The organism is Streptomyces sulfonofaciens (assembly GCF_014656295.1).
GTDB lineage: Bacteria > Actinomycetota > Actinomycetes > Streptomycetales > Streptomycetaceae > Streptomyces > Streptomyces sulfonofaciens.
Genome location: NZ_BNCD01000002.1, coordinates 177,765 through 197,662, shown reverse-complemented (window position 1 = coordinate 197,662; position 19,898 = coordinate 177,765). Strand labels below are relative to the sequence as shown.

At 72.8% G+C, this 19,898-nt stretch carries 21 protein-coding genes; 11 read left to right on the top strand and 10 right to left on the bottom strand.

Annotated features, from left to right (window positions below; genetic code table 11):
* Positions 1 to 29: 29 nt before the first annotated feature.
* Positions 30 to 710, top strand: coding sequence for a TetR/AcrR family transcriptional regulator (locus tag IE313_RS03855; RefSeq protein WP_189929455.1), 681 nt, complete (start codon positions 30 to 32; stop codon positions 708 to 710).
* A 220-nt stretch (positions 711 to 930) separates the two neighbouring features.
* Positions 931 to 1,599 carry a nitroreductase family protein gene (locus IE313_RS03850; protein WP_189929454.1) on the top strand — a complete coding sequence of 223 codons (669 nt, stop codon included), beginning with the start codon at positions 931 to 933 and terminating at the stop codon, positions 1,597 to 1,599.
* A 98-nt stretch (positions 1,600 to 1,697) separates the two neighbouring features.
* Here IE313_RS03850 and IE313_RS03845 read toward each other — a convergent pair whose 3' ends face one another.
* Together IE313_RS03845 and IE313_RS03840 are read right to left on the bottom strand one after the other, a co-directional pair.
* Entirely contained in the window at positions 1,698 to 2,240 is a 543-nt protein-coding gene (locus IE313_RS03845) for a cupin domain-containing protein (protein WP_189929453.1), read from the bottom strand.
* Between the two features lie 183 nt (positions 2,241 to 2,423).
* A complete protein-coding gene (locus IE313_RS03840; RefSeq protein WP_189929452.1) occupies positions 2,424 to 2,675 on the bottom strand; it encodes a 2Fe-2S iron-sulfur cluster-binding protein in 252 nt (83 codons plus the stop codon).
* A 124-nt stretch (positions 2,676 to 2,799) separates the two neighbouring features.
* On the opposite strand from IE313_RS03840, the gene IE313_RS03835 reads away from it, so the two are divergent.
* Entirely contained in the window at positions 2,800 to 3,276 is a 477-nt protein-coding gene (locus IE313_RS03835) for an IclR family transcriptional regulator domain-containing protein (RefSeq protein ID WP_189929451.1), read from the top strand.
* A gap of 33 nt (positions 3,277 to 3,309) precedes the next feature.
* On the opposite strand, the gene IE313_RS03830 is transcribed toward IE313_RS03835, so the two are convergent.
* On the bottom strand, positions 3,310 to 4,377 hold the full coding sequence (locus IE313_RS03830) for a Rieske 2Fe-2S domain-containing protein (RefSeq protein ID WP_189929450.1): 1,068 nt from the start codon (positions 4,375 to 4,377) through the stop codon (positions 3,310 to 3,312).
* Positions 4,378 to 4,448: 71 nt separating this feature from the next.
* Entirely contained in the window at positions 4,449 to 4,913 is a 465-nt protein-coding gene (locus IE313_RS36670) for a hypothetical protein (protein ID WP_506005225.1), read from the bottom strand.
* Positions 4,914 to 5,066: 153 nt separating this feature from the next.
* Between IE313_RS36670 and IE313_RS03820 the strand changes: the two genes are divergently transcribed.
* The 4 genes from IE313_RS03820 to IE313_RS03805 all read left to right on the top strand — a co-directional run bounded on the left by IE313_RS03820 (position 5,067) and on the right by IE313_RS03805 (position 10,104).
* A complete protein-coding gene (locus IE313_RS03820) occupies positions 5,067 to 6,080 on the top strand; it encodes a helix-turn-helix domain-containing protein (RefSeq protein ID WP_229924361.1) in 1,014 nt (337 codons plus the stop codon).
* A gap of 258 nt (positions 6,081 to 6,338) precedes the next feature.
* Positions 6,339 to 8,141 (top strand): FAD-dependent oxidoreductase, encoded by a 1,803-nt coding sequence (locus IE313_RS03815; RefSeq protein WP_189929448.1) that lies wholly within the window; start codon positions 6,339 to 6,341, stop codon positions 8,139 to 8,141.
* Complete coding sequence (locus tag IE313_RS03810; protein WP_189929447.1) at positions 8,138 to 9,193, top strand: maleylacetate reductase; 1,056 nt, start codon at positions 8,138 to 8,140, stop codon at positions 9,191 to 9,193. The genes IE313_RS03815 and IE313_RS03810 overlap by 4 nt, the downstream gene beginning before the upstream one ends.
* Positions 9,190 to 10,104 carry a hydroxyquinol 1,2-dioxygenase gene (locus IE313_RS03805; protein ID WP_229924360.1) on the top strand — a complete coding sequence of 305 codons (915 nt, stop codon included), beginning with the start codon at positions 9,190 to 9,192 and terminating at the stop codon, positions 10,102 to 10,104. The genes IE313_RS03810 and IE313_RS03805 overlap by 4 nt, the downstream gene beginning before the upstream one ends.
* 96 nt (positions 10,105 to 10,200) lie before the next feature.
* Here the strand turns inward: IE313_RS03805 and rox are convergent, their stop codons facing one another.
* The 5 genes from rox to IE313_RS03785 all read right to left on the bottom strand — a co-directional run bounded on the left by rox (position 10,201) and on the right by IE313_RS03785 (position 15,727).
* Entirely contained in the window at positions 10,201 to 11,637 is a 1,437-nt protein-coding gene (gene rox / locus IE313_RS03800) for a rifampin monooxygenase (RefSeq protein WP_189929446.1), read from the bottom strand.
* A 583-nt stretch (positions 11,638 to 12,220) separates the two neighbouring features.
* Positions 12,221 to 12,379, bottom strand: coding sequence for an acetoacetate decarboxylase family protein (locus IE313_RS34955; RefSeq protein WP_229924359.1), 159 nt, complete (start codon positions 12,377 to 12,379; stop codon positions 12,221 to 12,223).
* A complete protein-coding gene (locus tag IE313_RS03795; protein ID WP_229924358.1) occupies positions 12,380 to 13,177 on the bottom strand; it encodes an acetoacetate decarboxylase family protein in 798 nt (265 codons plus the stop codon).
* A 292-nt stretch (positions 13,178 to 13,469) separates the two neighbouring features.
* The gene (locus IE313_RS03790) at positions 13,470 to 14,525 is read right to left on the bottom strand and encodes a bile acid:sodium symporter family protein (protein WP_189929445.1); all 1,056 of its coding nucleotides are present in this window, start codon (positions 14,523 to 14,525) and stop codon (positions 13,470 to 13,472) included.
* Positions 14,526 to 14,860: 335 nt separating this feature from the next.
* The gene (locus IE313_RS03785; RefSeq protein WP_189929444.1) at positions 14,861 to 15,727 is read right to left on the bottom strand and encodes an isocitrate lyase/PEP mutase family protein; all 867 of its coding nucleotides are present in this window, start codon (positions 15,725 to 15,727) and stop codon (positions 14,861 to 14,863) included.
* A 747-nt stretch (positions 15,728 to 16,474) separates the two neighbouring features.
* Between IE313_RS03785 and IE313_RS03780 the strand changes: the two genes are divergently transcribed.
* Positions 16,475 to 16,702 (top strand): DUF5133 domain-containing protein, encoded by a 228-nt coding sequence (locus IE313_RS03780; protein WP_189929443.1) that lies wholly within the window; start codon positions 16,475 to 16,477, stop codon positions 16,700 to 16,702.
* 606 nt (positions 16,703 to 17,308) lie between these two features.
* The gene (locus tag IE313_RS03775; protein WP_189929442.1) at positions 17,309 to 17,596 is read left to right on the top strand and encodes a hypothetical protein; all 288 of its coding nucleotides are present in this window, start codon (positions 17,309 to 17,311) and stop codon (positions 17,594 to 17,596) included.
* A 138-nt stretch (positions 17,597 to 17,734) separates the two neighbouring features.
* Here the strand turns inward: IE313_RS03775 and IE313_RS03770 are convergent, their stop codons facing one another.
* Positions 17,735 to 18,250: a hypothetical protein gene (locus IE313_RS03770; protein WP_189929441.1), complete on the bottom strand. Its 516-nt coding sequence runs from the start codon at positions 18,248 to 18,250 to the stop codon at positions 17,735 to 17,737.
* Between the two features lie 235 nt (positions 18,251 to 18,485).
* Between IE313_RS03770 and IE313_RS03765 the strand changes: the two genes are divergently transcribed.
* Together IE313_RS03765 and IE313_RS03760 are read left to right on the top strand one after the other, a co-directional pair.
* Complete coding sequence (locus IE313_RS03765; RefSeq protein ID WP_189929440.1) at positions 18,486 to 18,977, top strand: DUF2243 domain-containing protein; 492 nt, start codon at positions 18,486 to 18,488, stop codon at positions 18,975 to 18,977.
* A complete protein-coding gene (locus tag IE313_RS03760; RefSeq protein ID WP_189929439.1) occupies positions 18,974 to 19,855 on the top strand; it encodes a cytochrome c oxidase assembly protein in 882 nt (293 codons plus the stop codon). The genes IE313_RS03765 and IE313_RS03760 overlap by 4 nt, the downstream gene beginning before the upstream one ends.
* Positions 19,856 to 19,898: the final 43 nt, after the last annotated feature.

Genomic DNA, 19,898 nt, shown 5'->3' with positions numbered 1-19,898 from the left:
GCGATCGGCACCGTCTACGAGGTGGGTTCATGACCCGAGCACGCGCAGCGACGAACGAGCACGCGGACGCCGCAGGATCGCGCCCCGGCGGCCGCCCCCGCGACGCCGCGCTCGACGAGGCGATCATCCTGGCCACCCGCAACCGCCTCGTCCAGGACGGCTACTCACGCATGACGATCGGGGACATCGCGGCCGACGCGAAGGTCAGCCGCCCCACCCTCTACCGGCGCTGGAGCAGCAAGTTCGAGCTGGTCGTCGACGCGCTGGACTACGGTTTCCGCAAACAGCGCGACATGTACGCGCTCGACCTGAGCCGTATGGAGCCGCGCGAGGCCCTCGTCGAGGCCGTCCGCCGCCTCGATCCCGCGTACTTCAACCCGGACGCGATGATGCTGATGGGCAACTTCGCCGGCGAGGCGAACCGCACACCGGAACTGCTGGAGATCCTCCGCAGGCACGCGGTCGAACCACGCGTCACCCTGGTCGAGAACACGCTCGCCCAACTTCGCGAACTCGGCGCGGTGCGCGAGGAGATCGACGAGCACACCATCGCCACCATGTGCTTCGGCAGCTACTTCGCCGCCTTCTACCGCGGCGAGAGCAAGGAGGACATACCCGAGGCGGTGGTCGCGGTGCTGTGGCCGGCGATCGCGCGCAAGACGGACGACGCCGGGCGGCACGCCACCGGAACGGCCGAGCGCACCCGGTGAGCTGTCAGCTCCCCGACATCCCCTCTCCCCGGCCCCCCTCTCCCCGGCCCCCCTCCCCCACCCCCGCCCTTCCGCTTCCGCATTTCGTTCCGATTATTGACTGTAACGTAAGTCGGAGCATAATCGTCGAGGGGCCGGCTCGGGCCGGCCCCCGCGGGTCCCGCGCCCGCTGCCGCACCGGCCGTTCTCCTTCGGCCGCGAGTCGCGAGGAGCGTCGGCAATGGACGTCCACGAAGCGCTGTACACCACGCGGATGATGCGCCGCACCCACCCCGATGCGATCCCGCTCCGGACCCAGGCCCGGACCCTGGACGCCGCGATCCGGGCGCCCAACGGCGGGAACACCCAGCGCTGGCACTTCCTCGGCGTCGACGATCCGGCCACGAAGGCGGAACTCGCCACCATCTACCGGCGCTGCCGGGCACGGGAGTACGCCGACATCGAGGCCGGCCGGCTGGCGGCACCGGTGCACGACCCGCAGGCGCATGCCGAGACGATGCGCCGGATCAAGGCGTCCGGGGACTACTTCACCGAGCACTTCGCCGAGATACCCCTGCTGCTGTTCGTGTTCGCGGTCGACGACCACGGCGGCGCGAACATCTATCCCGCCATCTGGAGCGCCATGCTCGCCGCACGCGCGGAAGGGGTCGGGAGCGTCATCACCACGGTGCTGCGCTACGAGGCCGAAGAGGTGACGAAGCTGCTCCAGGTGCCCACCGAGGAGGGCTGGCGGATGACCGCGATGCTCTCGATGGGCTATCCGCGAGGGCGGTGGGCAGTGGCCGCGAACCGGCGCCCCGTGCACGAGGTCAGCAGCCGCAACCGCTGGGGACAGGACTTCGGCCTCGCCGTCCCCGCACCGCTCTGGCCCGCCGAACCGACCGGCTGACCCCCGGCCCCGCCCGCCGCGGCCGCGGACCGAACCGGGGACACGGGCCCCGGCGCCGGGGCTTGCTCGACGGCTACGCCGGAGCCCCGGTGCGGACGTCAGTGCGTGGGCGGCTTGAGGCCGTATCTGCGCACGATGTCGCCCAGCCACTCCGGCGCGCCGTAGGTGAGCCCGTACTTCTCGGCGAGTTCCGTGAACTCCGGCAGCTCGTGCAGGCTCGGCCCATGGCCGGTGGGGCCGCCCGCGTGCGCGGCGAGCAGTTCGCCCAGCTCATGGAAGTAGCCCTCGAAGCCTCCCGGAGTGATGACCTCGATGATGCGGCCGGGACTGCTGCCGGCGTTCCACATGGCGTGCATCTGCCCCCGCGGCTTGGTGATGTAGCCACCTGGTCCGAGGACGACCTCGCTGTCGTCGGAGCGGAACCCGATCTCGCCCTCAAGCACGAACGAGTGCTCGTCCTCACGGGTGTGCCGGTGCGGTGCGGTGATCGTGCCGACCGCGAAGGGGTGCTCGATGATCGCCACCTCTCCGCCGTTCGTCCGGCTGGACAGCTTGAACACGGCGCCGAATCCGGCAAGGGAGACGGTGTCGCCCTCCCCCGGCTGCACCACCGTGACCTCGGTGCGGTTCGCGTCGACCACCTCGTACACCTCCTGGTGCGCCCGGGCGGATCCGCCGGCCCGGGACGGGGCCGGCGGATCCACTCGGAAGTTCAGTTACACGGCACGAGCGTAACCAGCTCACCGGGCACCCGCCCGTGGACGGAGCCGGGACGGGCACCGCCGGAGCGCGGGCACCGACTGGGTGCCGGTGCCGCCTGCCGGTCAGAGGTCCAGGACGAGCCGGCTGCCGCACGCACGGCTCACGCAGGGCATGAACGTCCGCCCCGCGGCCCGTTCCTTCTTCGAGAGCACGACGTCGCGGTGGTCCGGCTCGCCCTCCAGGACGCGGGTCTCGCAGATGCCGCAGTAGCCCTCCTCGCAGTCGGACTCGATCGTCACCCCCGCGTCGCGGACGGCCTGGAGCAACGTCGTCCCCGGAGCGGCCACCACGGTCGTTCCGGACCGGCGCAGCACGAGCTCGACCTCCTCGCCCGGACCGGCACCGGGTCCCGGGGCGGCGGCGCCGAAGTGCTCGGTCTAGCACCTGACACCCGCCGCCCGGCAGAGTCCGGCGTACCAGTAGCAGGAAACGTCGTCGATGGGCACATGCCACTGGGTGATCGCCATCGTCGCGCTGAGCGGGATCGTGATGCCGGGCGCGGCGGCCGTGATGGTCGCACGGGCGCTGCCGCGGCACGCCCTGCCCATCGGACAGGGCATCGGGTTCCAGGTGCCCGCCCTGCGGTCGGCTCTGGGCCTGGTCCTCCTCGGCGGGCTCGACGAGGAAAGCCGCCACCGGCACCTGGCCGCCCACTCGGCTCCGGGCGGGGAGGCGGTGGCGGCGCTGGAGACGAAGATCGGGGAGGTGGTGTCGGCGGGCCACGCGTACGTCGCCCACGAGGTGGAGGCGGGCTTCCACTCGATCGCGGTGCCGCTGCACCGCTGGGACGGCACCCCGATCGCGGCGCTCAACGTGGGCACCACCGTGGAGCGGATGTCCGAGCAGGAGATGCGCGAGCGCGTCCTGCCCGTGCTGCGGGAGACCGCCGAGGGGCTCCGGCCCCGGCTCGTGTGACGGCCCGGCCTTGCGGCCGCAAGGCCGGGGCGTCTACCGGGGGGCGGGGCCCGGCTGCCGGTCGCCGTCCTCCTGCGGGGGGTAGAACTGCCGCGCCCAGTGCCGGAACGCACCGATGGGGCCGTCGCCGCGGGCCAGGCCGGGGGGCTGGAGGTACCGCTTGTGGTGCCAGATCGGGAAGTCGGCGGCGGTGAAGGCGCAACTCGAACGGAAGATGGGACCGTCCAGCAGCCTGGCGGCCGTCCTGCTCACCGCCCTGGCCAGCGGCCTCGGCAGCCGGTGCGGTTCGGCGAAGGCGATGCGGTTCAACTGCCGGAACTGCATGCGGCCGCGGGCGATCGCCGTGGGCATCACCATGGTGCACATGTCGAGCCCGATCCGCGGGGTGCGGATGTCCGCGTGCAGACAGGCGAGCCCGAACCCGTCCACCTCCACCTCCACCACGAAGTCGCCGAGCAGCGGGGCGTGTTCATGGGCCCTCATGGACACGTGGAAGGTCGACTTGTCGTAGCTGACCGGGCTGCCCATCTCGGCCTTGGCCCAACCGTGCAAGGTGGCGAAGTGCCCGAGGTCCACCGAGTTCTCGATCACCTCCTGGGCGTGGCCCGCCAGTTCCCAGGCGCTGTGCCGGGCGGGCCGGCGGCCGATGGTGTGCCACTGCGGGATCGACCAGTCCGGCTCCCGGCCGTCGTGGTGCCGCCAGACGAACACGGCGCCGTTGGCCTCCTGCACGGGCAGCGGGGTGAGGGAGATGCCGGGCGGCGGAGTGCTGTACGCGGTCCGCGCACACGCACCGTCGGGACCGAAGGCGAAGGAGTGGAACGGGCACACGAGGTGGTCGCCGTCGACCTTCGCCAGACCCAGGTGCGCCCCGAGGTGCGGGCAGAACGGGTGGATGGCGTGGATCGCCCCGGAGCTGCGGCGGTACAGGACCACGTCCCGGCCCGCGAGGGGCCGGGTGAGGACCGTGCCCGGGCGCAGTTCGTCGGAGAAGGCCAGCGCGGACCAGCCGCTGGGGCAGGGCAGGCCGGGTGCCCCCGCCGCATCGGCCGGAGTCGGGCCCTCGCTGATGGCGCGGGAGTACGCGCGTGACGGTCCCATGCCTTCACCCTTCTGCGTCGCTGGTGAGGAAAATACCCACATCACCGCAGAAGATCCTTGTTCCTGGCACATCACCCGAATGAGTGGATATGACGGCGTGGAGGGGCACACGGCGGGCGGCATGACGGGGCCCCGGCGCCGGTGGCGCGGCGGGACCCCGCGGGATGCGCTCCCCACGGCCACCTGGTGGCCGTGCAGGTCGAAACCGCGGACCGGGACGGGCCGCTGACGGAGCGTGCCGTCAGCGTCACCACGGCGTGGCGGCTCGCGCCCTCGGCCGCGGCGACGGCCACGTCGACGCCTGTGGTCGTGCGGAAGCGGGCGGTGGCCGGCGCGTTGGGCAGCGAGATCCGCCAACCGGTGCCGTGGACCGCGGCTTCGGGCCGGTAGACGTCGGAGCCGAGACACCGGCTCGTGTCCCCGTCGTCGACCTGTCCACCGCTCGTGCGCCCTGCGGTGTCGGTGGCGTCGAACCGGCATGTCCCGGCCGGTTTTCCGCCTGCGGCGCCGCCCGCTTCCCCGCGGCTGAGGGACACACCGTGCTACGCCGGTCCCGCGCCCTTGAGGGACTGGACGCGGTCCGGCCGGCAGCGGCGGCCATCCCGCCCGCTCGCCCGGGCGCCCCACCGTCTGCACGTACCGGCCACGGCCCGGCCGCGGCCCGGGGCTCGCCCCACTACAGTGCACCCATGACAGGCCCCACCTCGCCAGCAGCAGAAGCCTCGGCCGCCGGCGGCGCCGTCGGTGCGCCCGCCGCCGTCCGGTTCAGCACCCGGGGCCTGTCCGAGAGCCGGCGCATCGAGATGTGGGAGGCGCACAACGCGGCCTCCCTCGTCGCACTGCGGTGCCGGACGCTCGCCGGCACCGCGCTGGAGGCGACGGAGGTCAACCTCCAGTTGGAGCGGCTGCACCTGGCCCATGTGGAGGGCACCTCGCACGTCGTGGAACGCACCGCGGACGTCGTCCGCGCCTCCCCCACCGACTCCGTCGCCCTGTACTTCACGCTCGTCGGCGAGGCGTTCTTCTACCACGACGAGGGCGTGCGCACCGTGCGGCCGGGCCAGTTGCTGCTCTGCGACGTCGACCGGCCCTTCATGCGCGGCTTCTCCCAGGGGCTGGAGGAACTGGCCGTCAAGATCCCCAAGTCGGTGTTCGCCGAGCTCAGCGACCGGTCCGTGCCCGCGAGGCCCGTCGTGGTCGACTTCGACGGGTCCGCCGACGTCAACGTCTACGCCCAGGCCCTCGCCCGGTCGGTCGCCGGGGCGGTGGGCCCGCGCGGGAACGGCCGTGCGGACGAGGGCGCGCTGCTCGACCTGGTCTCCACCCTGCTGGAACGCGGCACCAACCGCCCGGCCACCTCGCACTACGCGGCGGCCCAGGCCTTCATCCAGGCCAGGCTGCGTTCGCCCGGCCTGTCCGCGGCGCGCATCGCCCGGGGCATCGGGGTGAGCGAGCGGCACCTGTCCCGGGTCTTCGCCGAGATGGGCACGAGCGTGCCTCGCTACGTCCAGCAGCGCCGCATCGAGCTGGCCGAGCGGCTGCTCCGGGCGCCGTCGCTGTCCTCGGAGTCGGTGGAACAGATCGCGCTGCGCTGCGGATTCACCTCGGTGGGGCACTTCTCGCGGGTCTACCGCACCCACACCGGCACGCCACCCGGCGCGGTGCGCCGCCGAACCCGCGGCGGCGCTCGCGGCACGACCTGACCGCACGGCAGCCGGGCCCCCTCGGTGCCGGCTGCCGGCTGCCGGCTGCCGTGGCGGCCTGACCACCCCCGCACCGCCCCACTCGGCCGGACGGCGCGAACCGGCCGCGCGAACCGCGCCCCGCCACGCGGAAACCGTCACGGCCTGACGGTTTCCGCCACGGCACGGCCAGGTCCTCCAGCGGCCCCGGGGCCGTCCGCCACACTGCGGTTCCATACCGGTCCGACGGGCGGACCGGGCACACAGGAGGGGCGTTCCATGCCCGATGTCGACGAGGACAGGCACACGACGGCGGAGCCCGGCGGCACCGTCGTGGAGACGGACGTCCTGATCGTCGGATCCGGGCCCGCCGGAGCGTCGGCGGCGCTGTTCCTCTCCACGCTCGGCGTCCCGAACATCCTGATCACCAAATACCGGTGGACGGCGAACACGCCCCGGGCCCACATCACCAACCAGCGCACCATGGAGATCTTCCGCGACCTCGGCATCGAGGACGAGGTGCTGGCCGAGGCGACCGAGCACGCGCTGATCGGTGACACCGTGTTCTGCTCCTCGATCGCCGGGGAGGAGATCGGCCGCATCCTCGCCTGGGGCACCCACCCCGCCCGCGAGGCCGACCAGCGCCTGGCCTCGCCCTCGCTCACCTGCGACATACCGCAGAACTACCTGGAGCCGATCCTCGTCAGGAACGCGACGGCCCGCGGTACGCAGACCCGGTTCTCCACCGAGTACCTCTCCCACACCCAGGACTCCGGCGGTGTCGACGCCGACGTGCTCGACCGCCTCACCGGTCAGCGGTACACCATCCGCGCCAAGTACCTGATCGGCGCCGACGGTGCACGGTCGAAGGTGGCCGCCGACATCGCCCTGCCCATGGAGGGCAGGATGGACATCGCGGGTTCGATGAACATCACCTTCAAGGCCGACATCAGCGAATACGTCGGCCACCGGCCCTCCGTCCTGTACTGGGTGATCCAGCCCGGTTCCGACGTCGGCGGCATCGGCGCCGGTCTCGTGCGCATGGTGCGCCCCTGGAACGAGTGGCTGGTGGTGTGGGGCTACGACATCGACGAGGAGCCGCCGGTCGTCGACGAGGCGGAGGCCACCCGGATCGTGCGCAACCTGCTGGGTCTGCCGGACCTGGCGGTCGAGATCACCGGCACGTCACTGTGGGGCAACAACGAGATGTACGCGACGCGGCTGCACTCCGGCCGGGTCTTCTGCGCCGGAGACGCCGTCCACCGCCACCCGCCGTCCAACGGCCTCGGCTCCAACACCTCCGTGCAGGACTCGTACAACCTGGCATGGAAGCTCGCGGCCGTGCTCGCCGGCCGGGCCGCGCCCTCCCTGCTGGAGACGTACACCGCCGAGCGCGCCCCCGTCGCACGGCAGATCGTGCTGCGGGCCAACCAGTCAGGCCGGGAGTTCGTGCAGCTCTTCGAGGCCCTCGGCGTCCACGGCGGGATGACCGAGGCCGAGATGGTCGAGCAGATGGAGGAACGCAAGGCGAACACCCCGGCCGGTGCCGCCAAGCGTGCGGCGCTCATGAAGGCCATGGAGGTCAAGAACTACGAGTTCAACGCGCACGGCGTCGAACTCGGCCAGTTCTACGCCTCCGAGGCGGTGCTGTCCGACGGCTCGGTGCGCCCCTCGCCCTCCCGCGATCCCGAGCTGTTCTACGAGCCCACGACGGTGCCGGGCGCACGCCTGCCGCACGCCTGGGTGGGGGACAACTCCCGCAAGCTCTCCACGCACGATCTGGCTCCCTACGGCCGGTTCACCCTCCTGACGGGCATCTCGGGCGAGGCGTGGGCGGCAGCGGCGGCGAAGACCGCGGCCGAGCTGGGCGTCGAGCTGGCGACCGTCGTGATCGGTCCTGGCCGCGACGTCACCGACCTGTACTACGACTGGGCCCGGCTGCGCGAGGTCGAGGAGGACGGGGCACTGCTCGTCCGCCCCGACAAGCACATCGCGTGGCGTGCGGCGAGGCTGCCCGACGACCCGGCGCAGACGCTGCTGGTGGCCGTGTCACGGATCCTTGGACGCGGTGGCACGGCATGAGGTTCGTCCACGAGACCCGGCCGCAGCGGGTGCGCTTCGGTTCGGGGACGGCGCCCGACGCGGTGGCCGAGGAGGTCGAGCGGCTCGGCGCACACCGTGTCATGGTGATCGCGTCACCCGCCGCGCGGGACGCCGCCGACCGGATCACGGCCGGGCTGCCCCTGGCGCTGCGGCACCACGAGGTCGTCATGCACGTTCCCACCGAGGTGGCCGCGCGGGCCCACCAGGCAGCGGTCGAAGCGCGGGCGGATGCCGTGGTCAGCATCGGCGGCGGTTCCGCGACGGGTCTGGCCAAGGCCGTCGCGCTCGCCTCGGGCCTGCCGGTGGTGGCCGTCCCGACCACCTACGCCGGCTCCGAGGCGACGGCGGTGTGGGGCACGACCGACGGTTCCCGCAAGACGACCGGCAGCGATCCCCGGGTCCTGCCCAGGGCGGTCGTCTACGACGCGGAGCTCACCCTCTCGCTGCCGGTGGGGATGTCCGTGGCCTCGGGGTTGAACGCGGTCGCCCACTGCGTCGACTCGATGTGGAGCCCGGGCTCCGACCCGATCGACCGCACCCTGGCCGCGGAGGGGATCCGCGCGCTCGCCGAGGGGCTGCCGCTGGTCACCGCCGGGCCCGCGGATCTCAGGGGCCGGGAACTGGCCCTGTACGGCGCCTATGTGTCGGCCGTGGCGTTCTCCTCGGCCGGCTCCGGACTGCACCACAGGATCTGCCATGTGCTCGGCGGTGCCTACCGGCTGCCGCACGCACAGACCCACGCCATCGTGCTGCCGCACGTCCTGGCCCTGAACGCACCGTACGCACCCGAGGCTCAGGCCCGCATGGCGCGTGCCTTCGACGCCGGCAGCGCCCTGGCGGGGCTCGACCGGCTGCGGCGCGCGGTGGACGCCCCGCGGGCCCTGGGCGATGTCGGACTCAGGCGGGCGGACGTCTCCGCCGCGGCCGGCCTGATCCTGCCCGTCGTACCTCCCGACAACCCGGCCCCGGTGACCCGTGCCGTGCTCGAACGCCTCCTGACGGCGGCGTGGAACGGAGATGACCCCGCATGACCGCAGGTGACACGATGTCCGCAGCCCCCGCGGTGTCCGCCGAGCAGGCGGCCCGGGAACAGCAGCTCACGGACCGGGTGGTGGCCTCGTTCGCCGACGCGCCCGACGACCGGCTGCGGCAGCTTATGCAGAGCCTCACCCGCCATCTGCACGCGTTCGTGCGCGAGGTCCGGCTCACCGAGGAGGAGTGGCGGCGGGCCGTGGAGTTCCTGACCGCCGTCGGGGCCGTCACCGATGAGCGCAGGCAGGAGTTCATCCTGCTGTCGGACGTCCTCGGCGCCTCGATGCAGACCGTCACGGTCGGCAACGAGGCCCACCGGGACGCCACGCAGGCCACGGTGTTCGGGCCGTTCTTCGTCGCTGACGCACCGGCGGTCGAGGCCGGCGGCGACATCGCGGGCGGGGCGGGCGGACAGCCTTGCTGGGTCGAGGGAACCGTCAGGGACACCGGGGGCGCACCGGTGGCCGGTGCCCGCATCGAGGTGTGGGAGGCGGACGAGGACGGTCTGTACGACGTCCAGCACGGGGACGGCCGCACGGCGGGGCGGGCGCATCTGTTCACCGACGACGAGGGGCGGTACGCGTTCTGGGCGCTGACTCCGACGCCGTACCCCATACCGCACGACGGTCCGGTCGGTGCCCTGCTCGCCGCGACGGGGCGGTCCCCCATGCGAGCGGGACACCTGCACTTCATGGTCACCGCGTCCGGACTGCGTACGCTGGTCACCCACATCTTCGTACGCGGCGACGAACTCCTCGACCGCGACGCCGTGTTCGGTGTCCTGCCCTCCCTGGTCAAGGACTTCGAGGTGTGCCCGCCGGGCACCGAGACCCCGGACGGGCGCGATCTCTCCTCCTCGGAGTGGTCGCGGGTGCGGTTCGACATCGTGCTCGCCCCGCAGAGGGCATGAGGCGGGCCGGCCCCGCCTCCTCGGGCCCGGCCCGGCCCGGCGCACGGCGCAAACGGCGCACGCCGCACAGCGGGCAGCCTGCCCGCGACCGTGGCCTCAGCCGGTGGCGGCGCCGAACCACTGGGCCAGCCGCCCGAGCAGCTCCTGCTGGTCCTCACCGGCCCAGGCCACGTGGCCGTCCGGCCGCAGCAGCACCGCGGGCACGTCCAGTTCCGCGCTGACGTCGACCACGTGGTCGACCCGGTCCGCCCAGCCCGCCGCGGAGAGCCGGCCCCTCTGATCGAGCAGCAGTCCGCGGCCGCCGTGCATCAGCTCGTAGAGGCGGCCCCGCTCCAGCCCCACGTCCCGCATCCGCCGGCCGAGCAGTTCGTGGCCCTCGCCGAAGTCGTAGCGGACCTCGACCGCGGTGATGAGCCCGGTCACGTACCGGTTCACCTCCTCGAAGTCCATCAGCCGCGAGAACAGCTCCCGCAGCGCTGTCGCACCCGGCTCGCTGCCCAGCAGGGTGATCTGCGCGCGGGTGTTGTCCAGCACGGCGGCGCCCACCGGGTGGCGTTCGGCGTGGTAGCTGTCCAGCAGCCCCTGCGGTGCCCAGCCGTTGACCGCGGCGGCCAGCTTCCAGCCGAGGTTGAACGCGTCCTGCACGCCGAGGTTGAGGCCCTGCCCGCCGGTCGGCGGATGGATGTGCGCCGCGTCGCCGGCCAGCAGCACCCGGCCGACCCGGTAGCGCTCGGCCTGCCGGGTGGCGTCGCCGACCCGGGAGAGCCAGCGCGGCGAGTGCACGCCGAAGTCGGTGCCCGCAACGGCCCGCAGCCGCTGTCTGAACTCGTCCAGGGTGGGCGGGGTCGTACGGTCCTCGGCGACTTTGCCGGCGGGCACGATGATGCGGTACACCCCCGCGTGCCCGTCCACGTCGGGAGTGGCGCCGAACCGCAGTTGCGTCGTGCGGACCCGCGCGACGACGGCTGCGACGGTCGCCGGGTCCTCGGCCGCCTCCATGTCGCCCAGCAGCGTCTCGACCCTGGCGGGCTCGCCGGGGAAAGCGACGCCCAGCCGCTTGCGCACCGTGCTGCGACCGCCGTCGCACCCGACGAGGTAGCGCGAGCGCAGGTGCGTGCCGTCCGCCAGCTCGACGTTCACCCCGTCCCCGTCCTGGCTCAGCCCCACGAGTTCGCAGCCGCGCCGGATCTCGGCGCCGAGTTCGAGGGCACGTTCGTCGAGCAGCCGCTCCGTGGTCGGCTGCGGGGTGGCGAGGCCGTACGGGTGAGCCGTGTCGAGCCGGTCCGGCCACGGCTTCACGATGCCTCCGAACAGACCGCCGACCTGGAACTTCTCACTGACCGCGAGGAACCGCTCCAGCAGGCCGCGCTGGTCCATCAGCTCGACGCTGCGCGCGTGCAGGCCGCGCCCGCGGGACTGCCCGGTCGGCTCGGCCAGCTTCTCCAGCACGACCACGTGCACACCGTGCAGCCGCAACTCGCCGGCCAGCATCAGGCCGGTCGGCCCCCCGCCGACCACGATCACGTCAATCATGGAACCCCCCTGTGCCAAGGTGAACGCCGGCCGGCTGCTCCGCGCGGCCCGGCGGCGGGCGCACCCGCGCGCCGCGCCGTCTCCCCGCAACCGCACCGCGCGTCCCCTCGCCGGGCCGAACGTCCCACGAGGGCGACCCGTACGTCGGCAACGGTGCGCGTCCCGCGAAGCCCTGATCTCCGCAGGTACCGGCTACAGCGGGAGATTCTGCGGCACGGCCCGGGCCTTGCCGCAAGGCCCCGGGTGCGCTATAGGTTGAGAGTGGCGAGGAGCGGTGATCTCCTGCCTTTCGTCGTCCGCCGTGGACGGACCGCATCCTCCCGAAGCGGTGCCGCACCGCGTGCCGTGGGGCGCCCCCGGGCACGGCCCCTCCCCGCGAGCGAGCCGTCCGGTGCCCGGGCGGTGCCGAGCGGTGAAGGCCCGCGGCGGTCCGCGACACCGGGAGTGCGCCCACGGCGCCGGCGGGTCCGTCGAGGGGCGGTGTCCCCCGGATCGGCTCCGGCCGGCGGCGCGTACGGGACCGCCGGCCGAGGCACGGATGCGCCGTACGGGCCGGTGAGGGAGGGGAGCCCGGCCGGACCTCCTACGCGTCGGGGCCCGTGAGGATCTTCAGGTCGGTCACGGTGTAGGAGAGCGCGCCGCGGAAGCCCGCTCCGGTGCGTGCGACCTTCAGGTCGGCCAGCTCCTCGTGCGGTGCGGCGAAGAAGCCGAGGTCTCCGCTGCCGGTCCAGACCTCGGCCACCTACGGGTCGTCCAGCACGGACTGGGTGAGTTCGTGCACGGCCGGATTGTCGTACTGCCCGGCGGAAAGCCGGGGGAAGTGCCGCAGGTTCACGATCGGACGGCTCAGGGCGGGCAGGCTCGTGGCCGTCTTCTCCAGGGTGACCCGGGCCTCGGCGAGCCGGTGTCCCGCGGCGGACATGCTGGCGGCGAAGGTGCCCCCGGGCCCCACGGCCGGCGCGGCCTTGCTGTCGACGGCGAAGGCGCGGGTCTGGCGGATGGCGCCCAGCTTCTTGGGGAAGCCCTGGAACCAGCCGCGGGCCAGGGCCGCGTCGTTGTCGACGTAGATGAACGGGCACCAGGCGACGGGGGCGCCCTGCCACTGCGCGTCGAGCAGTACGAGGAACTCCGCGTACTGGCTGCGCACGGGGTCGAGGTACTCCTGCTCGTCGCCGGAGAACTGCCAGTCGATGAAGAGGGCGTAGCCGTGTCCCGACGTGGTGGGGTCGGGCGTCAGGCCCGCGGGCAGCGCGGCCTCTGCGGCGTCGGAGGACGTCCAGAACTCCACGCCCACCACCTCGCCGACGTAGTGCCACGGCGGCGCCGCGACCAGTTGCGCGGTGCCGCGTGCGCTGAGCGGCAGGCTGTAGCCGAGCAACTCGCCCTCCGGCACGGTCGCCCCGGCGCTCGCCCCCGACGTGGCCGTCCCGCCCTCCGCCGAGGCGGGCGCCGCGAGCGCGGTGGTCGTCACGGCCGCGAGTCCGCCGCCGAGCAGGCCGCGTCTGCCCAGCGTGCCCTGCTGCGCGTCGTTGTCCGTCATCGCGTTCTCCTTGGTGCTCGTGGGCGCACAGGGCCGGCATCCGCTCCTGTGCACCCGCGCCTCTCGGAGGCGGCCGCCCGCGGGGGGCGCACTGCGAGAGGTCGTTCTCCGTATGGGTGTACGGAAGGAGGAACGGCGGCGGGCGCGGGACCGTTCAGCCGGGAGCGGTGGAGGTGGGCTCTTGCACGCGGCCGTCGGGCGGGGCGCTCCCGACCCCGTCCGACGGCAGCAGGTGGGCGAGGGCCCCCGGTCCGAGGGCGCGACCGGTGCCGCCGTACGAGACCCGTGCGGGTCAGCCACGCAGCCCGGGGGCGCGCCGGGGGGCGTCGGGCCCGGGCACCGGGGCGGAGTCCGCCGGCCCGGTACCGGGGGTGCCGGACCAGCGCCGGGCGAGCGCCGCACAGCTCATGAGCTGCATGGTGTGGTACAGCATCAGCGGCAGCACGACCAGGCTCACCTCGGCCTCGGCGAACAGCACCGTGGCGATCGGCAGGCCGCTGGCCAGGCTCTTGGTGGCGGCGCAGAACACCACGGTCATCCGGTCCTCGTGCGGGAAGCCGAGCCGGCGCGCGGAGTGCCCGGTGAGCCACAGCACCGAGGCCAGCAGCACCCCGCACAGCGCCGCGAGGAACAGCAGGCGCCCGGCGGAGACCCGGCTCCAGATGCCCTCGTTCATGCCCTCGCTGAACGCGGCGTAGACCACCAGCAGGATGGAGCCGCGATCGGTGAGGGTGGTGAGCAGTTTGTGCCGGGTGATCCAGGGCGCGATCCAGCGGTGCACCGACTGACCGGCCAGGAAGGGCACCAGGAGTTGTACGACGATGTCGATCACGCGCTCGGTCGAGAAGCGTACGGCGGCGCCGCCGTGTGTCAGCAGCAGGGCGGCCAGGGCCGGGGTGAGCAGAACGCCGAGCAGGTTGGAGAAGGACGCCGAGCAGATCGCGGCGGCGACGTTGCCGCGCGACATCGACACGAAGGCCACGGACGACTGCACCGTGGAGGGGAGCAGGCACAGGAAGAGCACTCCGGTGGCCAGATCGTGGCTGAGCAACGCCGTCGGCAGCAGACCGGCGGCCAGGCCCAGCAGCGGGAAGACGGCGAAGGTGCACAGCAGGATCGGCAGGTGCAGGCGCCAGTGGCGCAGTCCGGCCAGGGCCGTGGCGCGGGAGAGACGGGCGCCGTAGAGGAAGAACAGCAGCCCCACCGCCGCCTTGGTGGCGACGTCGAGCGCCTCGGCCGGTCCGCCGCCGGCCGGGAGCAGCGCGGCCAGACCGACCGTGGCGAGCAGCGCGAGGACGTACCGGTCGACGCGGCGCAGCAGGGTGTGCGGTGCGGTGAAGGGGGACATCGGCAGGGCTCGCCTTCCGGTCAGGACGGGGGGTGTGAGCCGGGGGCATCGGGGACGAGGGCACGGCCGCACGGGCGTCGGCGCCCCTGCACGGCGGGCCGCCGCGGGCACGACGGCGCGTCATTCCGCACGAGCCGTCCCCTCGTGCCGCGGTTGCCGCGGCAGGCCGAGGAGCGTGCCGGGGCTGCCGGCCCAGCGCCCCGGACAGCCCGAGCGCCCCGGACGGCCGAAACGATCCGGACGGCCGCCCGGGCGACGGCGGGAGGGGAAGGCGGGGCCCCGGACCGCAACGGCTCGGCCGGAGCCCCGCCCGTGTCAGCGGGGAGCGCGGACCGTCAGCCGGCGCCCACCTCTGCGGGGGTCCGGCCGTGGTGCCGGCTGATGTTCTTCTCCAGCAGGGCAAGGGACTCCTGGACGCCCACGCTGCCCGGGGTGTGCTCCGGGAGCCGGCCGTCCGCCCGCTTCAGCTCGGTCAGCGCCCCGTGGATCGCGGTCTGGGCCGCGAACAGGCACGGGGTGCTGTAGATGGCGGCGTTCACGCCCAGCGCGGACAGCTCGGGCAGGGACAGCCGCGGCGATCTGCCGCCCGCGATCTGGTTGAAGAGCAGCGGCTTGTCGCCGATGACCGCCCGCACCCTGCGGATCCAGTCGACGCTGCGCACCCCGTCCACCAGGATCACGTCCGCGTCGGTGGCCGCCAGCGCCTTGGCTCGGCGCAGGATCTCGTCCTCCTCGGTGGCGTCGGTGCGGGCCACCACCACCAGATCACGGCGGGACTCCAGCACCATGTTCAGCTTCTCCAGGTACTCCTCCAGCGGGAGCACCTGCTTGCCGTCCACGTGCCCGCAGCGCCGCGGCCGCTTCTGGTCCTCGAGGATCACCCCTGAGGCGCCGATCGCCTCCAGGTGCTGCACGACGTGGCAGGCGGTCTCGGGGTCGACGTACCCGTCGTCGATGTCCACCAGGAGGTGCTGCCCGGGGAAGGCCAGGCGCAGCCGCTGAGTGAAGTTGACGATGTCGGGCCAGGCGATGAACCCGATGTCCGGCAGCCCGTAGTGGGAGGCGGCGAAGCCGAAGCCGGAGACGAAGATGCCGTCGTAGTGCTGGGCGGCCACCGACGCCGAGAACATGTCGAAGACGCCGATGAGCGGCGTCGTGCCTTCTTCGGCCACCGCTGCGCGTAGCCGTTGGGGGTGCTTCACGGGTACCCTCCCGGGAGTTGGTTACGTTGACGTGGGTCGTGCGGTCCTGCCGGCCTCTGCCTGCGAAGCTCCGGCCGGCGACGGGGCACAGCACGTCAGCGGGCTGTGCCGGGGGCTCGTCGCGTCATGCGGCGCGCCCTCGGCCTGTGCGTGGTCCCGTGCCCCTGCAGGCCGCCGTATGCGGTGCGCACCTGCCTGGACGGGACGCGGGAAGACGCGTTCTCAAATTTCCCTTGTGGGGAGTGTCAGGTGTGGATGGGTCACCACTGACCGTTACCTCCTGATCACCGACAGGAGCAGATTAACCAAGAGTTGGTCATGCAACAACAAGTTCCAGGTAAACGAGGGCATCATCGATGATTTTCCGTCGACCGGAGAAAGGCTCTTGATCGGGCATTCTGGATTTCACGGACATAACGCTGCCGCCGGGCGGAGCAGGCACGGCGTCGCGACCAGAGAGGATGCGCCGGCACGGCCCGGTTGCACCGGCGTGCCGAGGCTGTCGTCATGCGCGACCCGTTCGCGGCGGCGCTCCCCCGGGGCTTCTTGACACCCTGGCACCCCCTTGGCGCTCCATGGCGCTCCTTGGCCCTTCTGCGGTTGACCCTCCTGCGGTCCGGGGTCACCCGCCCGGCAGCGTCGCCCTGACGTTTGGAGCCGGGCGGGACGGGCACCGGAGCACCGGTCCCGTCATCGACGCACCCGGCGCCAGGCGCCGAACACCCGAACCGACAAGGAGGCTCGACCGTGCTGCTGGCCCATCCGGTGGTTCTGCACGAACTCGTCGAGGAATACACCGCGCTGCGTGCACTGCATGCCGAGAACGGCTCGCCGCAGGCACGCCGGCGCATGGACGACCTCGCCTACAGCCTGTGCGTCTCCACGGGCACCCGGGACATCGACGCGGCGCTGGTGGCCGCGCGCCACCATCTGCCGGGCGCGCGTCCGCACGACGACTCCCTGCTCTCCCCCTGAACCGGGGCCCCTGGATGGGCGGGTTGCGGTTCGGGCGGGACCTGGTGCGGGCGCTGTCGCGGGACCGCATCCGGACCCCGTGGAGCTGAAGCCGCGTGATGCCGGCGGGGATTGGGACAACCAGCAGTTCCGACGCGACGGCCGGCTCGGCCCGCCCGGGGGCAGACCGACCTGGGATGCGGCAGGCTACGCCACGCTCGCACGGGCCCCGACGGCGAACCGACCCCGCCACGCGCGCCCTCCTCGCCCGTCGTCCCGGTGGCGGCGGGTCCCCGATCCTCGACAGCACGGAAGAACGGGACGGCAGACCTGAAGACCGGTATGCACATTCCTGCGGAGCGTTGCTTTATTGGCGCCTGTAGCGATATCCGATGCGAGCGAGCCACGGCAACGGTCTCCCGGTTCCTGTGAACAGCTCCCTGCACCCCGCACCCAGTGGGCCTCCTTCGCGCCCGATCCGTGATCGCGAGATGTTCCGGGGAAGTACCGGCCGCCTCCAGTCCTGGATGCATGTACGCCGCGGCACGGGCCGAGTGGCGCCTGCGTCGCAACCGAAGGACCATGGCTGCCGGGGAGGGGGAGCACCCGACCCTTGGGAGAGTAGCCATGGACGCAAAGCCCGCCTGCGGGCCGGAGCGAGACCCGGAGTTCTTCGCCGCAATCAACGAGGTGTTCGCCGAGTACCCCGAGGCCGCCGACAGGTATTCAGTACGGTGCGTCAGGCGCGAACGTGACGTACTGAAAATCGACTTCACTGAGCAAGTGGGAGTGTCACGTATCGAGGACGGCCGGATCATCACGGAGTTCCACGACCGGAATGACGACACGGCTGGTTCTTTTCGGCACTGCTGTGAGTGGATGCTGGGCGCCTGCGTAGCGGAATGCCGGGAGTAATTCTCGTCACCACCGCGCCTTCGGCGGACTGCCGGCCGAGGTTCGAGAACACGGCGGCCCGGAGGAGGCCGCCGTTCCGGCGCCGGCGCGGACGGGGCCGGGCCTCACCTGGAAGGCGGTGCGCCCCCGCTCACCGCTTCAGCGCGGCGGCGGTCCGACGTCCGTGTGCCGTCCCGGGCGCATCGCGGCGTGCCGCTGTCCCGGGCCTGGGCCCGAGCGGGCGGCCAGGGCGTCGGCGACGGCTCCGGTGGTGAAGGCGTAGACGGCCTTGTGCAGCAGGTCCACGACCAGTTCGCCACGCGGCCAGGTCTCCGGTGGGGCGCCCACGCCGGTGGCGTTCTCCAGGATCTGGTCGTTGGTCAGTCGTACCACCGTGAACTTCGCCGACGACAGCGGTCCGCGCAGCCCCGCGTGCGCCATCACCGACCGCAGCACACCGAGCAGGATGCCCTGGCCGTAGTGCATCGCCCAGTTCACCGGCACCGGCTGACGCCCGGGGCGCTCCGGCATCCCCGCCACCCGTTCCAGGGTCCGCGCCGGGACGTGGGAGCCGGGCCGGCCGGTCAGGCGCTGCTCGGCCTTCTCCCCCAGCGTCATCACCACCACCCCGGCCGTGCCGGCGAGGAGGCCCTGCCACAGTGCGCGCTTCATCATGTCGCAAGGAGTACCCGCACGCGGGCACCCAGCACTGGTCCGGCCCGGTGAAGCGCATGGGTACAGCAGGAGACCTCACCCGGATGCCGCAAGCAGCGGGCCTGGCGCGGCCCTCCGGGGAAGGCGTACCGCACCCGGGGGTGTGCCCGCCGAGGAGACCGAACACAGCCGGAAGACACCGAGAAGCCTGAGAACACCCGAGAAGGCACGAGAAGGCACGAGAAGGCACCGAGCGATGACGAGCGAACCGGCCCCGCCGGCCCGGTACGACGACCGTCCTCAGCCGCGCCGGTCACTGGCCGTGTGCGCGTTGATCGGTGTGGCCGTCATGGCCGCGGTCGATGAGATCCTCTTCCACCAGATCCTGCACTGGCACCACTTCTACGACCGCTCCACCTTCGGCCTCGCCCTGCTGACGGACGGACTGCTGCACACCGGCGAGCTGCTGGCCCTGGTCGCCGGGTTCTCCCTCTTCGCCGACCTGCGCCGACGCCGTGCACTCGCACCCGCGCATGCCTGGGCGGGCTTCTTCCTGGGTCTCGGCGCCTTCCAGCTCTTCGACGGCATCGTCGACCACAAGCTGCTGCGTCTGCACCAGATCCGCTACGGCGTCGAACTCACCCCCTACGACTGGGCGTGGAACCTGGCCGGGTTCGCCCTGCTGCTCATCGGCGCCGCCCTGACCGTGCGTGCGGGCAGCCGCGCACCACACCGGACGCGCACATGATCCTCGCCCAGACCCAGGCCCACCCCGCCACCGGGACCGGTACCGGGGCCGTCGGGGCAGCGGTGGCCGCGGCCGTCGTGTCGGCCGCCGTCGCCTATCTGGCGGCCGCCGCGCGGCTACGACGGCGCGGGGACGCCTGGCCCCGCCTGCGGGACGCCTCCTTCACCGCCGGCAGCACCATCCTCGTGCTCGCGATGACCGCCCCGCTGCCGGGCGGTCCGTTCACCGTCCACGTGGCCCGGCACCTCCTCACCGCCATGGCGGCACCGTTGTTGCTGGCCCTGGCCCGGCCCCTCACACTGACGCTGCGTGCCCTGCCTCCCGGACCGGCGCGGCGCGGCCTGCTGGCCGTGGCGCACTCGCGGCCCGCTGCCTGGCTGCTCACCCCGCCCCTGGCCGCTGTCCTCGACCTCGGCGGCCTGTGGCTGCTGCACCGCACGCCCCTGCTGGCCGCCGCCCATCACCAGCCGGTGCTCGGTGCGGCGGTGCACGCCCACGTCCTGGCCGCCGGCCTGCTGTTCACGTCGGCCGTCTGCCAGCTCGACCCGGTGCGCCGCCGGTGGAGTGCGGCCTGGCGCGGTACCACCCTGCTGGCTGCTGGATGGGCCCACACCGTCCTCGCCGGGATGTTCTACGCCGCACCCCCGCCGGGCACCTCCTTCACGGCCGCGGACCTGCACACGGCAGCCCGGCTGATGTACTACGGCGGCGATCTGGTCGAAGCCGCTCTTGCCGCCGTTCTCGCCACCCAGTGGTACACCGCCACCGGTCGCGTCCACCGGCGGCACCGGTTGGCGCGACCTGCCGCCCGGGAACGACGTTCGCAGCCCGGTAAGGCCCTCGACCGCGCTCTTGGTGTCTCCCTACGGCAGAGGTGATGCCGGTCGGCCACCACACCACCCGCCTCCCCACCGCCCCACC